The organism is Streptomyces sp. ITFR-16, from assembly GCF_031844705.1.
GTDB lineage: Bacteria > Actinomycetota > Actinomycetes > Streptomycetales > Streptomycetaceae > Streptomyces.
On record NZ_CP134609.1, the window covers coordinates 6,550,716 to 6,565,724 of the forward strand.

Genomic DNA, 15,009 nt, shown 5'->3' on the forward strand with positions numbered 1-15,009 from the left:
CATGGACCAGGCACCACCGCCCGCCGTACAGGCGGAAGGCGTCGTCAAACGCTTCGGGCCGACCGTCGCGCTCGACGGGGTGAAGCTCACCGTGCGGCCGGGCGAGTCGCACGCCCTCGTCGGCCGCAACGGCGCGGGCAAGTCGACGCTGGTCAGCGTACTGACCGGACTCCACAGGGCGGACGCGGGCACGGTCGCCTTCGGCGGCGAGCCGGCGCCCGCCTTCGGGGACACCGCGGCCTGGCAGTCGAAGGTCGCCTGCGTCTACCAGAAGTCGATGGTCGTCCCCGATCTGACGGTCGCGGAGAATCTCTTCCTCAACCGGTTCGACGACGGGGCCCGCTGGATCAGCTGGGGCCGGCTGCGCAGACGCGCACAGGCGCTCCTCGCGGAGTACGGCGTGCAGGTCGACCCCGACACCCGGGCCCGCGATCTCGCGGTCGAGCAGCGGCAGTTCGTCGAGATCGCCCGCGCGCTGTCCTTCGGCGCCCGGCTGATCATCCTCGACGAGCCCACCGCGCAGCTCGACGCCCGGGGCATCGGACGGCTCTTCGACAAGCTCCGGGAACTGCAGAGCCAGGGAGTGGCGTTCCTGTTCATCTCCCACCACCTGCAGGAGGTGTACGAGCTCTGCTCGGCGGTCACCGTCTACCGCGACGCCCGCCACGTCCTGACCGCCCCGGTCGCCGAGGTCACCAAGACGGACCTGGTCGCGGCCATGACCGGCGAGAAGGCGGCCGGGGCCGTCGCCTGGCACGCGGCCGGGACCGCCGCCCCCGGCGACAGCCAGGCCGAGCCCGTCCTGCGCACCGAAGGGCTCACTCTGGAGGGCCGGTTCGAGCCGCTGGACCTCCAGGTGCGCCCCGGAGAGGTGCTCGGTCTCGCCGGCTCCGCGGCCAGCGGAAACACCGCGCTGGGCGAGGTCCTGGCGGGCATGCGCAAGGCCGGCGGCGGCACGGTACGGGTACGCGGCAGGGCCGTGCGCTCCGGCAGCGTGCCGCACGCCCTGGCCGCCGGGATCGGCTACATCCCCGAGGACCGGCACGACCAGGGCCTCGTCCTCGGCCGCAGCGTCGCCGAGAACGCCACGCTCACGGTCGCGGACCAGCTCGGCCCGTGGGGGACCGTACTGCCCTCCCGTACCCGGGAGTTCGCCCGGAGCATGATCGATTCGCTGGACATCAAGACCACGGGGCCCGAGCAGCCCGTCTCCGGGCTCTCCGGCGGCAACCAGCAGAAGGTGGTGGTCGCCCGCGCGCTGGCCCGTGAGCCCAGTGTGCTGGTGGCGGTCCGGCCCACCGCCGGCGTGGACGTCAAGTCCAAGGACGCGCTCCTCGGCGTCGTGCGGCGGGTCGCCGACGAGGGCAACGCCGCAGTCGTCGTCTCGGACGAACTGGACGACCTGCGGGTCTGCGACCGGGTGCTCGCCCTGTTCCACGGGCGGGTCGTGGCGACATTCGCAAGCGGGTGGACCGACGGGGAACTCGTCGCCGCCATGGAAGGTGTGGGGGAGAGGGAATGACCGGCACGCTACGGCCGTCCACGGCCGACGACTTCAACGGGACACTGAAGGGCGCGGGTGGTGACAGCGGTCCGCTGAGCCGGCTGAAGCTGATCCGGTGGAGCGACTTCTCGCTGGTGCCGGTGATCCTGGTGCTGATGCTGATCGGCTTCATCGTCTCGCCGGTCTTCCTCACCTCCGACAACCTCATCAGCGTCGTCCAGCAGTCCTCCGAGCTCAGCCTGCTGGTCCTCGGCCAGGCGCTGATCCTCATCTGCGGCCGGATGGACCTCTCGCTCGAATCGACGATCGGCATCGCGCCCGTCGTCGCCATGTGGCTGGTGCTGCCCACCGAGGGCGGCCGCTTCGCCGGCCTCGGGCTGCTCCCCACCTGGTCGGCGATCCCGCTCTGTCTGCTGGTCGGGCTCGCCATCGGCGCCGTCAACGGCTTCCTGATGCTGAAGCTGCGGGTCAACGGCTTCATCGCCACGCTCGGCATGCTGACCATGCTGCGCGGACTCCACATCGGCATCACCGAGGGCAAGTCCATCACCGACGTCCCGGAGTCCTTCCGCTACCTCGGCAAGACCTCGTGGTTCGGCGCCCCGGCCGCCGTCTGGATCTGTCTGGTCCTCTTCGCGGCCGGCGGCGCGGCGCTGGCCTGGCTGCGCCACGGACGCTCGCTGTACGCGATCGGCGGCAACCCGGAAGCGGCCCGCGCCGCCGGCATCCGCGTCGACCGGGTCACGTGGATCGTGCTCGCCGTCGGCGGACTGCTGGCGGCCTTCGCCGGCATCCTCTACACCGGCCACTACGGGGCGGTCGCCGCGACCCAGGGCAACGGCTGGATCTTCCAGGTGTTCGCCGCCGCCGTGATCGGCGGGATCAGCCTCAAGGGCGGGCGCGGCACCCTGTTCGGCGCGCTGACCGGCGTACTGACGCTGCAACTGGTGGTCAACGTGATGACGCTCGGCGGGGTCCCCGCCCTGTGGAACCAGTTCCTCAACGGCGCGATCATCATCGTCGCCCTGGTCATCTCCCGCTTCGCCAGCGGCGAGAAGCAGGACTGAGGGCGGGTGGGAAGGGGCCGCCGGCCCCTTCCCACCGCGCCGCTACAGCGTGGAGCGCAGCCACTGCTCCACGCTGGCCACATGCACCGTCGCCCACGACCGCGCCGCCTCCGCGTCCCGGTCCCGCAGCGCCGAGACGATCGCCCGGTGCTCGTGCAGCGTGCGGCTCACCGCGTCCTCCTGGGTCAGACCGCGCCAGACCCGCGCCCGCGTCGTCGGCCCCGAGAGACCGTCGAGCAGCGAGCAGAGCACCGAATTCCCGGACGACTGCACGATCCCGCGGTGGAATTCGAGGTCGCAGGCCACCAGCTCCTCCACCGACGGGTGTTCGCCCAGGGCGTCCAGCTGGGCGCTGAGCGCGTCGAGCTGCTCCTCGCTGATCCGGCTCGCCGCCATCGCGGTCGCGGCCGGTTCGAGAATGCGGCGGACCGCCAGGAACTCCAGCACCGTGTCGTCGCGGTGGAAGTCCACCACGAAGCTCAGCGCCTCCAGCAGCAGCTGCGGATCGAGGCTCGTGACATACGTGCCGTCGCCCTGGCGCACATCGAGAATGCGGATCAGCGACAGCGCGCGCACCGCCTCCCGCAGCGAGTTGCGGGACAGGCCCAGCTCCGCGGCGAGTTCGCTCTCCTTGGGGAGACGATCGCCGGGCCGTAGCGCACCCGAGACGATCATTCCCTTGATCTTCTCGATGGCCTCGTCGGTGACAGCCATGGGCGACCTCCAGACATCCGATGTATCGGCCCATTATGCGTCCCCGGAGGCGGCCGGTACGCCCTTCGGACCAACCCGGACGGTGAATCCGCACACACGGCACACGCAGGTGGGGGCGGCGTCCCCCCGGACGCCGCCCCCACCCGTGGACCGGCTCAGCTCCTGCGGTCGCCGAGCACCGACTCCACCCCGGCCCGGATCTCGTCCGTCGCCAGGCCCCGGATCGTCAGCGTCGTCCGGCGCCGCAGCACGTCGTCCGCGGTCTCGGCCCACTCGTGGTCCCGCGCATAGGCGACCTGGGCCCAGATCTCCGGCGCGTCCGGGTGGATGCGCTCGGCGAGCGCGGGGTTCTCGTTGGCCAGCCGGGCGATGTCGAAGGACAGCGAACCGTAGTGCGTGGCCAGGTGCCGTGCCGTGTCGGCGGCCATCCGCGGACCGGGGGTGCCCCCGTCGACCAGCAGCCGGTGCGCGACCGCGTTCGGGTTGGCGATCCCCGGCAGCGGCAGCTTCTTCGGCAGCCGGGCCATCGGCTCCATGTCCTGTGCGAGTGGGTGCCCGGGGAGCGCGGCCAGCTTGTTCATCACCGTACGGCCGATGTGGCGGAACGTCGTCCACTTGCCGCCCGCGACCGACAGCATCCCGCCCCGGCCCTCGGTCACCACCGTCTCGCGCTTGGCCTTGGAGGTGTCACCGGGCCCGCCCGGCAGCACCCGCAGCCCCGCGAAGGAGTACGTGATCAGATCCCGCGACAGCTGCTGGTCGCGGACCGAGAACGCCGCCTCGTCCAGGATCTGCGCGGTGTCCTTCTCGGTCACCGCGACATCCGCCGGATCGCCCTCGTACTCCTCGTCCGTCGTGCCGAGGAGCAGCATGTCCTCCCACGGCAGGGCGAACGTGATGCGGTACTTGTCGATCGGCGTGGCCAGCGCCGCCTTCCACGGGCGGGTGCGCTTGAGCACCAGGTGCGCGCCCTTGGACAGGCGTATGGAGGGCGCCGCGTTCGGGTCCTCCATCTTGCGCAGGTGATCCACCCACGGACCGGTGGCGTTGAGCACCAGCCGGGCGGTGACGCCGAACTCGGTGCCGTCCGTGCGGTCCTGGAGGTCCGCGCCCGTCACCCGGCCCCTGGTGAACCGCAGCCCGGTCACCGCCGCGTGGTTGAGCACGACCGCCCCCGCGTCGACCGCCGCGCGGACGGTCATCAGCGCCATCCGCGCGTCGTTCATCTGGTCGTCGCCGTAGACCGCGACGGCCTTGAGATTCTCCGTACGCAGCTCCGGCACATCGCGCTGCGCCCGCGCCGGGCTGATGACATGGCCGACGCCGTCACCGAAGGCGGAGAGCGCCGAGTACGCGAACACACCGGCGCCGAGCTTCGCCGCGCCGTGCGGCCCGCCCTTGTAGACGGGCAGGTAGAAGGTCAGCGGATTGGCCAGGTGCGGGGCCACCTGGCGCGACACCGCACGCCGCTCGAAGTGGTTCTCCGCGACCAGCTTCACCGCGCCGGTCTGCAGATAGCGCAGACCGCCGTGGAGCAGCTTGGAGGAGGCGGAGGAGGTGGCGCCGGCGAAGTCGCCGGCGTCCACCAGGGCCACCCGCAGCCCGGACTGCGCGGCGTGCCAGGCGGTGGAGATGCCCAGAATGCCGCCACCGATCACCAGGAGGTCGTACGTCGCCTTGGAGAGCTGCTCCCGAGTCTCGGCGCGGCTCGGAAGGGAGCCGGCGGCCGGGTGCGTCCCGAGGGCGGGGACGCTCTGCAGGGTGGTCATTGTTGTCTACTCCTCGTCTTCGAGCCAGCCCATGGTCCGTTCCACGGCCTTGAGCCAGCTCTTGTACTCACGGGCGCGGGTGTCCGCGTCCATGCGGGGGGTCCACTCGGCGGCCCGGCGCCAGTTGGCGCGCAGCGCGTCGGTGTCGGGCCAGAAGCCGACGGCCAGGCCGGCGGCGTAGGCGGCGCCGAGGCAAGTGGTCTCGGCGACCATGGGGCGCACCACGGGCGCGTCCAGGAAGTCGGCGAGCGTCTGCATCAGCAGGTTGTTGGAGGTCATTCCGCCGTCGACCTTGAGCGCGGTCAGCTCGACGCCGGAGTCCTTGGTCATGGCGTCGCTGATCTCGCGGGTCTGCCAGGCGGTCGCCTCCAGCACGGCACGGGCGATGTGCGCCTTGGTGACGTAGCGGGTGAGACCGGCGATGACACCGCGGGCGTCGGGGCGCCAGTACGGGGCGAACAGGCCGGAGAAGGCCGGCACGAAGTACGCGCCGCCGTTGTCCTCGACCGAGGAGGCCAGGGTCTCGATCTCGGCCGCGGACTGGATCAGGCCCATCTGGTCGCGCATCCACTGCACCAGCGAACCGGTGACGGCGATCGACCCCTCCAGGGCGTACACCGGCTTCTGGTCGCCGATGCGGTAGCCGACCGTGGTCAGCAGCCCGTTGTAGGAGTTGACGGGCGTCTCGCCGGTGTTCATCAGCATGAAGGTGCCGGTGCCGTACGTGGACTTGGCCTCGCCCTCGGCGAAACACGTCTGGCCGAACAGCGCCGCCTGCTGGTCGCCCAGCGCGGAGGCCACCGGCACGCCGTCGAGCACGCCGCCCTTGGCGTTGCCGTAGACCTCGGCCGAGGAGCGGATCTCGGGCAGCACGGCCGCCGGGATGCCGATGGAGGCGAGGATCTTGTCGTCCCACGCCATGGTGTGCAGGTTCATCAGGAGGGTGCGCGAGGCGTTGGTGACGTCGGTGACGTGGACGCCGCCGTCGGTGCCGCCGGTCAGGTTCCAGATGACCCAGGAGTCCATGGTGCCGAAGAGGATGTCGCCGCGCTCGGCGCGCTCGCGCAGCCCCTCGACGTTGTCGAGCAGCCAGCGGACCTTGGGCCCGGCGAAGTACGAGGCGAGCGGCAGCCCGGTCTCGCGGCGGAAGCGGTCCTGGCCCACGTTGCGGCCGAGCTCCTTGCAGAGCGCGTCCGTGCGGGTGTCCTGCCAGACGAGGGCGTTGTGGACGGGCTCACCGGTGTGCTTGTCCCACAGGAGCGTGGTCTCGCGCTGGTTGGTGATGCCGATCGCCTTGACGTCGGCGGCGGTGATGCCGGCCTTGACGATGGCTCCGGCGACGACCTCCTGGACGTTCTCCCAGATCTCGGCCGCGTCGTGCTCGACCCATCCCGGCTTCGGGAAGATCTGCTCGTGCTCCTTCTGGTCGACGGAGACGATCCGGCCGTCCTTGTCGAAGACGATGCAGCGGCTGGAGGTGGTGCCCTGGTCGATGGCCGCGATGAACGGCCCGGTGCCGTGGGTGCCGGTGGTGTGTGCGTCGGTCACGGTGTGCTCCCGGAAGTCTGTGTGGTCGTGGGGATGACGGCTGGGCTCCGCACTGCGGCTCAGGCGAAGGCGAGGTTGTAGAGCCCGCCCGCGATCGCGCCGCCGATGAGGGGGCCGACGACGGGGATCCAGGCGTAACCCCAGTCGGAACCGCCCTTGTTCGGCAGCGGAAGCAGCGCGTGCACGATACGCGGACCGAGGTCGCGAACCGGGTTGATCGCGTAACCCGTCGGCCCGCCGAGCGAGAGGCCGATGCCCACGACGACGAGGGCGGTGATCAGCGCGCCGAGCGTGCCGAGTCCGTTGCCCTCGTTGTTGAGGCCCTGGGTGAGGATCGCCAGCACCAGTACGACGGTGGCGATGACCTCGGTGACGACGTTCTGTACGGCGTTGCGGATCTCGGGACCCGTCGAGAAGATGCCGAGCACGGGGCCGGCCTTGGGGGCCGCGGCCTTGTCGACCATGCCCTCTTCACCCGAATGGGCGGTCAGGATCTCCTGATCGGTGAGGTGCGCCCGGAACTGCCCGTAGTAGGTCAGCCAGACCAGCACCGCGCCGATCATCGCGCCGAGGAGCTGCGAGCCGAGGTAGAGCGGTACGTCGCTCCACTTGGTGCCGCCCTCGATCGCGAGGCCGAGAGTGACGGCCGGGTTGAGATGCGCGCCGGATACGCCACCTGCCAGATACGCGCCGGTCAGCACCGCGAAACCCCACCCGAAGGTGATGGCGAGCCAGCCGGCGTTCTGTGCCTTCGAGTGCTTGAGAGTGACGGCGGCACAGACACCGCCGCCGAGCAGGATGAGTACGGCGGTACCGATGGTCTCGCCGATGAAGATGTCGGAGCTGGACACCCGCGACTCCTTTGTCCTTCGTCCAGGGAAGCCGAACCCCGGGTCCCTCCGGTGGTCCGCGCCCTCGTGGGAGGGCGTTGCCGGCCCTTGGCCCTGTCACACCCTAACGCTTGTTTCCGTTAGTTGTTCGACAATGCCGACCGATGAACGGCAGTGTTTCTCCCGGGTGAATGCAGCGTCAAGAGGTGTGTGGCCTATGACTCGATCGTTACCCGATGATTCCGCAGGTCGCTCAGAAGCGCCTGGCGCCCAGATCCCGCGAGACCGCCCGGGCGCAGTCCCGCACCGCCGCCACCAGCTCGGGGCGCAGCTCGCCGTCCTTGCAGACCCGTTCCACCGCACCGGTGACGGCGACGGCTCCCACCGGCATCCGGCGCCGGTCGTGGACCGGGGCGGCCACCGCGGCCACCCCCTCCCAGGTCTCCTCCACGTCGGCGGCCCAGCCCCGGGCCCGGATCAGGTCGAGCAGCGACTCGAACTCATCCGGATCGGTGACGGTGCGGGGCGTGAACGACTGCCGCTCGGCCTCCAGGACCTCCGTGTGGGCGACCGGGTCGTAGGCGCACAGCACCTTGCCCAGCGCCGTGGAGTGCAGGGGCTGCATGGCCCCGACCTCCAGGACCTGCCGGCTGTCGTCGGGCCGGAAGACGTGGTGCACGATCAGGACGCCCTGCTGGTGCAGGACGCCCAGATGGGCGCTCTCGCCGCTGGAGCGGGCCAGGTCGTCCGTCCAGACCAGGGCGCGGGCCCGCAGCTCGTGGACGTCGAGGTAGCTGTTGCCGAGCCGCAGCAGCTCCGCGCCCAGCTGGTAGCGGCCGGACGCCGCGTCCTGCTCGACGAAGCCCTCGTGCTGGAGCGTGCGCAGGATGCCGTGTGCGGTGCCCTTGGCCAGGCCCAGTGAGGAGGCGATGTCGGACAGTCCCAGCCGCCGCTCACCGCCTGCCAGCAGACGCAGCATCGCGGCCGCCCGCTCCAGCGACTGGATGTTCTTGGCCATCGCGCCGTACTCCTCCACTCGTTCGACAATGCTGAACACTATCGGCCGATGCCGACCCGTGCTCCATCGCAACGGAAGTCTGCGGTACCCCGTCGGCCCGGACACTCCCGCGAACAGCATGCAGTCCGGCTCGTGGGACAGAGTGACGGCCGGGGACGCCGCCCGGCTACCCTGGCCGGGTGCGCCTTCCGCCGAAGACGCAAAGCCGACAGCCGTCGCATCCCAGGGAGCACATCCATGGCCTCGTTGCCGACCCCTTCCGCCGACAGCCGGAACCGAGCCGCAGCCCTCCGTGAGGCGCTCGCCACCCGAGTCGTGGTGGCCGATGGTGCCATGGGCACCATGCTCCAGGCACAGGACCCCACGCTCGAGGACTTCGAGAACCTCGAGGGCTGCAACGAGATCCTGAATCTCACCCGGCCCGACATCGTGCGCTCCGTGCACGAGGAGTACTTCTCCGTCGGCGTGGACTGTGTCGAGACGAACACCTTCGGAGCCAACACGGCGGCCCTCGGCGAGTACGACATTCCCGAGCGGGTCCACGAACTTTCCGAGTCAGGCGCGCGCATCGCCCGCGAGGTCGCCGACGAGTTCACCGCGTCCACCGGACAGCAGCGCTGGGTGCTCGGCTCCATGGGCCCCGGCACCAAGCTGCCGACCCTCGGCCATGTCCCGTACGTCACCATCCGTGACGGCTTCCAGGCGAACGCCGAGGGCCTCATCGCCGGCGGCGCGGACGCGCTGATCGTGGAGACGACCCAGGACCTCCTGCAGACCAAGGCCGCCGTCCTGGGCGCGCGGCGCGCGCTGGAGGCGCTGGGCAGCGACCTGCCGCTGCTGTGCTCGCTGGCCTTCGAGACGACCGGCACCATGCTGCTGGGCTCGGAGATCGGCGCCGCGCTGACCGCCCTGGAGCCGCTCGGCATCGACATGATCGGTCTGAACTGCTCGACCGGTCCGGCGGAGATGAGCGAGCACATGCGCTACCTCACCCGCCACTCCCGTATCCCGCTGCTCTGCATGCCGAACGCCGGCCTCCCGGTCCTCACCAAGGACGGGGCGCACTTCCCGCTGGACGCCGAGGGACTGGCCGACGCCCAGGAGACCTTCGTCCAGGAGTACGGCCTCTCGCTGGTCGGCGGCTGCTGCGGTACGACTCCGGAGCACATGCGCCAGGTCGTCGACCGCGTCCGGGGCGCCGCCCTCACCCCGCGCGACCCGCGCCCCGAGCCCGGCGCCGCCTCGCTCTACCAGACCGTCCCGTTCCGCCAGGACACCTCGTACCTCGCGATCGGCGAGCGGACGAACGCCAACGGCTCGAAGAAGTTCCGCGAGGCCATGCTGGAGGCCCGCTGGGACGACTGCGTGGAGATGGCCCGCGACCAGATCCGCGAGGGCGCGCACATGCTCGACCTCTGCGTCGACTACGTGGGCCGCGACGGCGTCGCCGACATGCAGGAGCTGGCCGGCCGCTTCGCCACCGCCTCGACCCTGCCGATCGTCCTGGACTCCACCGAGCTGCCCGTGCTGCGCGCCGGCTTGGAGAAGCTCGGCGGCCGCGCGGTCCTGAACTCGGTGAACTACGAGGACGGCGACGGACCCGATTCGCGCTTCGCCAAGGTCACGGAGCTGGCCGCCGAGCACGGCGCCGCGCTGATCGCCCTGACCATCGACGAGGAGGGCCAGGCCCGCACCGTCGAGCACAAGGTCGCCATCGCCGAGCGGCTCATCGCTGACCTGACCGGCACCTGGGGCATCCAGGAGTCGGACATCCTGATCGACACCCTGACCTTCACCATCTGTACCGGTCAGGAGGAGTCGCGCAAGGACGGCATCGCCACCATCGGCGCCATCCGCGAGCTCAAGCAGCGCCACCCCGACGTGCAGACCACCCTCGGTCTGTCCAACATCTCCTTCGGCCTCAACCCGGCCGCCCGGGTCGTGCTCAACTCCGTCTTCCTCGACGAGTGCGTCAAGGCGGGCCTCGACTCCGCCATCGTGCACGCCTCGAAGATCCTGCCGATCGCCCGGCTGGAGGAGGAGCAGGTCAAGGTCGCCCTCGACCTCATCTACGACCGCCGCGCCGAGGGCTACGACCCCCTGCAGAAGCTCATGGAGCTCTTCGAGGGCGTCAACATGAAGTCGATGAAGGCGGGCAAGGCCGAGGAACTGCTCGCCCTGCCGCTCGACGAGCGCCTCCAGCGCCGCATCATCGACGGCGAGAAGAACGGCCTGGAGACCGATCTCGCCGAGGCGCTCCAGACCCGCCCGGCCCTCGACATCGTCAACGACACCCTGCTCGAGGGCATGAAGGTCGTCGGCGAGCTCTTCGGCTCCGGCCAGATGCAGCTGCCCTTCGTGCTCCAGTCCGCCGAGGTCATGAAGAGCGCGGTGGCCTATCTGGAACCGCACATGGAGAAGTCGGACGCCGAGGGCAAGGGCACCATCGTCCTGGCCACCGTCCGCGGTGACGTCCACGACATCGGCAAGAACCTCGTCGACATCATCCTGTCCAACAACGGCTTCAACGTCGTCAACATCGGCATCAAGCAGCCCGTCTCCGCCATCCTGGACGCCGCCGAGGAGCACAAGGCGGACGTCATCGGGATGTCCGGCCTCCTGGTCAAGTCCACCGTGATCATGAAGGAGAACCTCCAGGAGCTGAACCAGCGCAAGCTGGCCGCCGAGTACCCGGTCATCCTGGGCGGCGCCGCCCTGACCAGGGCCTACGTCGAGCAGGACCTGCACGAGATCTACGAGGGCGAGGTCCGCTACGCCCGCGACGCGTTCGAGGGGCTGCGGCTGATGGACGCGCTCATCGCCGTCAAGCGCGGCGTCCCCGGCGCCACGCTCCCCGAGCTCAAGCAGCGGCGCGTCCCCAAGCGGGAGACCGCCGTCCTGGAGGTCGAGGAGCCGGAGGAGGGCGTCCGCTCGGACGTCGCCGTCGACAACCCGGTCCCCACCCCGCCGTTCTGGGGCACCCGGGTCATCAAGGGCATCCAGCTCAAGGAGTACGCCTCCTGGCTCGACGAGGGCGCCCTCTTCAAGGGGCAGTGGGGCCTCAAGCAGGCCCGCGCCGGTGACGGACCGACGTACGAGGAGCTGGTCGAGACCGAGGGCCGCCCGCATCTGCGCGGCTGGCTCGACAAGCTGCACACCGAGAACCTGCTGGAAGCCGCCGTCGTCTACGGCTACTTCCCGTGCGTCTCCAAGGGCGACGACCTGATCCTGCTCCACGAGGACGGCTCCGAGCGCACCCGCTTCACCTTCCCCCGCCAGCGCCGCGGCCGCCGGCTCTGCCTCGCGGACTTCTTCCGCCCGGAGGAGTCCGGCGAGACCGATGTGATCGGCCTCCAGGTCGTCACGGTCGGCTCCAGGATCGGCGGCGAGACCGCCAAGCTCTTCGAGGCCAACGCCTACCGGGACTACCTGGAGCTGCACGGCCTGTCCGTCCAGCTGGCGGAGGCCCTCGCCGAGTACTGGCACGCCCGGGTCCGCTCGGAGCTGGGCTTCGCGGGTGAGGATCCCTCGGACGTCGAGGACATGTTCGCCCTGAAGTACCGGGGCGCGCGCTTCTCCCTCGGCTACGGCGCCTGCCCCGACCTGGAGGACCGGGCGAAGATCGCCGACCTGCTCCAGCCGGAGCGGATCGGTGTCCACCTCTCCGAGGAGTTCCAGCTCCATCCCGAGCAGTCCACCGACGCGATCGTCATCCACCACCCGGAGGCGAAGTACTTCAACGCGCGGTAGGACCGCGTTCGACGCGCGGTAGCGGGACGCGTCGTACACTTGTCGGTCCAGTGCAGGCCGGTCGCCCTCCCTCCGGGAATGGCGGCCGGCCTTCGCGTCCCTCATGGAAGGTGTGCCGGATGACCAGTACGATCCCCGCGTCCCTGACGCGTACGGCCGAGGGCGCCGCCCTGCAGGCGGTCCTCCTCGACATGGACGGCACCCTGGTCGACACCGAGGGTTTCTGGTGGCAGGCCGAGGTGGAGGTCTTCGCCGAGCTGGGACACCGGCTGGACGAGGCGTGGAAGGACGTGGTCGTCGGCGGGCCGATGACCCGCAGCGCCGGATACCTCATGGAGGCCACCGGGGCCGACATCACGCTCGACGAGCTCACCGTGCTGCTCAACGACCGCTTCGAGAAGTGCATCGGCCAGGGAGTGTCGCTGATGCCGGGCGCCGCGCGGCTGCTGGAGGAGCTGGGCAGGCACCGGATCCCCACCGCCCTCGTCTCGGCCTCGCACCGGCGGATCATCGACCGGGTGCTGGAGTCGGTGGGCAGCCACCACTTCGCGCTCACGGTCGCGGGCGACGAGGTCACCCGGACGAAGCCGCACCCCGAGCCGTATCTCACCGCCGCAAAGGGCTTCGGGGCGGATCCCCGGCTCTGCGCCGTCGTCGAGGACACCGCGACCGGTGTGGCCGCAGCGGAGGCCGCGGGATGCCGGGTGGTCGCCGTGCCGTCGGTGTCCCCGATCGCACCGGCCACCGGCCGCGTGGTCGTGAGTTCCCTCGAGGAAGTCGATCTCGCATTTCTCCGGGGCCTGATCACCGGAATGAATTGAGCCGTACACCGAGAGTATTTCTGTGAATGAATGGAAAAGCTCTCGCGGCGAACCGTGCGCTTTATGTCGGGCCGCCGTGTGGGAAAGTCGCGTGCATGACAAAAGCGTGAATGCGTCACCCCGTGACCTTTCTCACTCGAATGGCCGCATGAAGGGCGTCAAGGTCCGCCCAAATGTTCGCAACGGCGGACCGAAGTGTCCCGGTTGATGAATCGGTGTACGAAACCTTCCGGAAGTCGAAAGAGCGTCCCGACGACGCCCCGATGCCCGGCGATTACGAAGCGGACGGAGCCGGTCCGGCGCGGTCGGCGGCGGCTACTAATGTCGTTTTCTCCATGAACGCATGAGGGAGAACGGCCAAGATGAACCGCAAGACTCTGGTGCTGCCGGCCGTCCTGGGCCTGCTCGCGCCCGTACTCGCCGCGTGCGGCGCGACGGAGGCGGGGGGCGGTGGCAACGGCGCCATCGTCGTCGGCACCACGGACCAGTTCGTCGCCTCGAAGGAAGCCCCGGCGCCGCTCGACCCCGCCATCGGCTACGAGGCAGGCGTCTGGAACGTCCTGCGGCAGACCGTGCAGACCCTGATGAACATCCCGCGCGGCGGCGGCCAGCCGGTCCCCGAGGCCGCGGAGAGCTGCACCTTCACCGACACGGCCAACGAGAGCTACCGCTGCCGGCTGCGGGCCGGCCTCACGTTCGCCGACGGCAGCGCGGTCACCGCCGATGACGTCAAGTACTCCATCGACCGCGTCATCCGGATCAAGTCCGCCAATGGGCCGGTCGCCCTCCTCAACAACATCGACACCGTCGAGACCAGGGGCGACCGCGAGGTCGTATTCCACCTCAAGGCCCCCGACGCCACCTTCCCGTACAAGCTCGCCACCCCGCCCGCCGGAATAGTCCCGCGCGACAAATACCCGGCGGACTCGGCCCGTGACGGATTCCAGGTGGACGGCTCCGGCCCGTACACCATGAAGCCCGAAGTGAAGGACGATCAGATCGTCAGGGTCGTCTTCACGAGGAACCCGCATTACAAGGGCAGCCTCAAGGTGCTGAACGACCGGGTCGAACTCGACCATTTCCCGGATGCCACCGCCATGGGCAAGGCGCTCGGCGAGAAGAAGATCGACATGATGACCCGCACCATGTCGCCGGAGCAGGCCCAGCAGATGCTGGCGAAACCCGAGGACGGCGTCAAACTCACCGAGATGCCGGGACTCGCCATCCGCTATCTCGGATTCGACACCGAGGACCCCGCCGTCAAGAACAAGGCGGTCCGCCAGGCCATGGCCCAGGTCATCGACCGCGGCCAGATCGCGAGCGAGGTCTACGGCACCACGGCCGAGCCGCTGTACTCACTGATCCCGTCCGGCATCACGGCGCACACCAACTCGTTCTTCAACAAGTACGGCGAGCCCAGCGCCGCCAAGGCCGCCGCGATCCTGAAGGACGCCGGGATCCACACCCCCGTGCGCTTCACCCTGCACTACACGAGCGACTACTACGGCCAGGCCACCGCCACCGAGTTCGGGATGCTGAAGAAGCAGCTCAACGCCACCGGACTCTTCGACGTGGACATCAAGGGCACCCCCTGGGCGAAGTACCGCCCCGCCGAGGTGCGCGGCGACTACGGCGTCTACGGCATGGGCTGGTTCCCCGACTTCCCGGACCCGGACAACTACACGGCGCCGTTCCTCGACGAGGACAACTTCCTCAACTCGCCCTACCGGTCCACCGAGGCGCAGAAGACCCTCATCCCGAGGTCCCGCCGCGAGCCCGACCGCAGCGCCGTCGCCACGACCTTCAAGCACCTCCAGGACATCGTCGCCGAGGACGTACCCGTCCTCCCCGTCTGGCAGGGCAAGCAGTACGTCGCCTCGCTGGACGGCCTCACCGGCGTCGAATGGGCGGTCAACTCCTCCGCCGACATCCACCTGTGGGAGCTCGGCCGGGGCACCGGCTGACCGGCCGGGACACCCCGCCCCGGC

Annotated in this window: 10 protein-coding genes; 5 read left to right on the forward strand and 5 right to left on the reverse strand. The window is 69.9% G+C overall.

What is annotated here, in order from left to right; all coding sequences use genetic code 11:
- Position 1 precedes the first annotated feature (1 nt).
- Positions 2-1,522 carry a sugar ABC transporter ATP-binding protein gene (locus tag RLT58_RS29075; protein ID WP_311313328.1) on the forward strand — a complete coding sequence of 507 codons (1,521 nt, stop codon included), beginning with the start codon at positions 2-4 and terminating at the stop codon, positions 1,520-1,522.
- Positions 1,519-2,571, forward strand: a complete 1,053-nt coding sequence (locus RLT58_RS29080; RefSeq protein ID WP_311313329.1) for an ABC transporter permease — start codon at positions 1,519-1,521, stop codon at positions 2,569-2,571. The genes RLT58_RS29075 and RLT58_RS29080 overlap by 4 nt, the downstream gene beginning before the upstream one ends.
- A gap of 42 nt (positions 2,572-2,613) precedes the next feature.
- On the opposite strand, the gene RLT58_RS29085 is transcribed toward RLT58_RS29080, so the two are convergent.
- The 5 genes from RLT58_RS29085 to RLT58_RS29105 all read right to left on the reverse strand — a co-directional run bounded on the left by RLT58_RS29085 (position 2,614) and on the right by RLT58_RS29105 (position 8,450).
- A complete protein-coding gene (locus RLT58_RS29085; RefSeq protein ID WP_311313330.1) occupies positions 2,614-3,285 on the reverse strand; it encodes a FadR/GntR family transcriptional regulator in 672 nt (223 codons plus the stop codon).
- A 155-nt stretch (positions 3,286-3,440) separates the two neighbouring features.
- Positions 3,441-5,054: a glycerol-3-phosphate dehydrogenase/oxidase gene (locus tag RLT58_RS29090; protein WP_311313331.1), complete on the reverse strand. Its 1,614-nt coding sequence runs from the start codon at positions 5,052-5,054 to the stop codon at positions 3,441-3,443.
- A gap of 6 nt (positions 5,055-5,060) precedes the next feature.
- Positions 5,061-6,602, reverse strand: a complete 1,542-nt coding sequence (gene glpK / locus RLT58_RS29095; RefSeq protein ID WP_311313332.1) for a glycerol kinase GlpK — start codon at positions 6,600-6,602, stop codon at positions 5,061-5,063.
- Positions 6,603-6,661: 59 nt separating this feature from the next.
- Positions 6,662-7,453: an MIP/aquaporin family protein gene (locus RLT58_RS29100; protein ID WP_311313333.1), complete on the reverse strand. Its 792-nt coding sequence runs from the start codon at positions 7,451-7,453 to the stop codon at positions 6,662-6,664.
- A gap of 232 nt (positions 7,454-7,685) precedes the next feature.
- Entirely contained in the window at positions 7,686-8,450 is a 765-nt protein-coding gene (locus RLT58_RS29105) for an IclR family transcriptional regulator (RefSeq protein ID WP_311313334.1), read from the reverse strand.
- A 237-nt stretch (positions 8,451-8,687) separates the two neighbouring features.
- Here RLT58_RS29105 and metH point away from each other — a divergent pair, with 237 nt between their 5' ends.
- The 3 genes from metH (at position 8,688) to RLT58_RS29120 (ending at position 14,985) form a co-directional block, all read left to right on the forward strand.
- Positions 8,688-12,200, forward strand: coding sequence for a methionine synthase (gene metH, locus RLT58_RS29110; protein ID WP_311313335.1), 3,513 nt, complete (start codon positions 8,688-8,690; stop codon positions 12,198-12,200).
- A gap of 119 nt (positions 12,201-12,319) precedes the next feature.
- Positions 12,320-13,021 carry an HAD family hydrolase gene (locus RLT58_RS29115; RefSeq protein ID WP_311313336.1) on the forward strand — a complete coding sequence of 234 codons (702 nt, stop codon included), beginning with the start codon at positions 12,320-12,322 and terminating at the stop codon, positions 13,019-13,021.
- A gap of 362 nt (positions 13,022-13,383) precedes the next feature.
- Positions 13,384-14,985, forward strand: coding sequence for an ABC transporter substrate-binding protein (locus RLT58_RS29120; RefSeq protein WP_311313337.1), 1,602 nt, complete (start codon positions 13,384-13,386; stop codon positions 14,983-14,985).
- Positions 14,986-15,009: the final 24 nt, after the last annotated feature.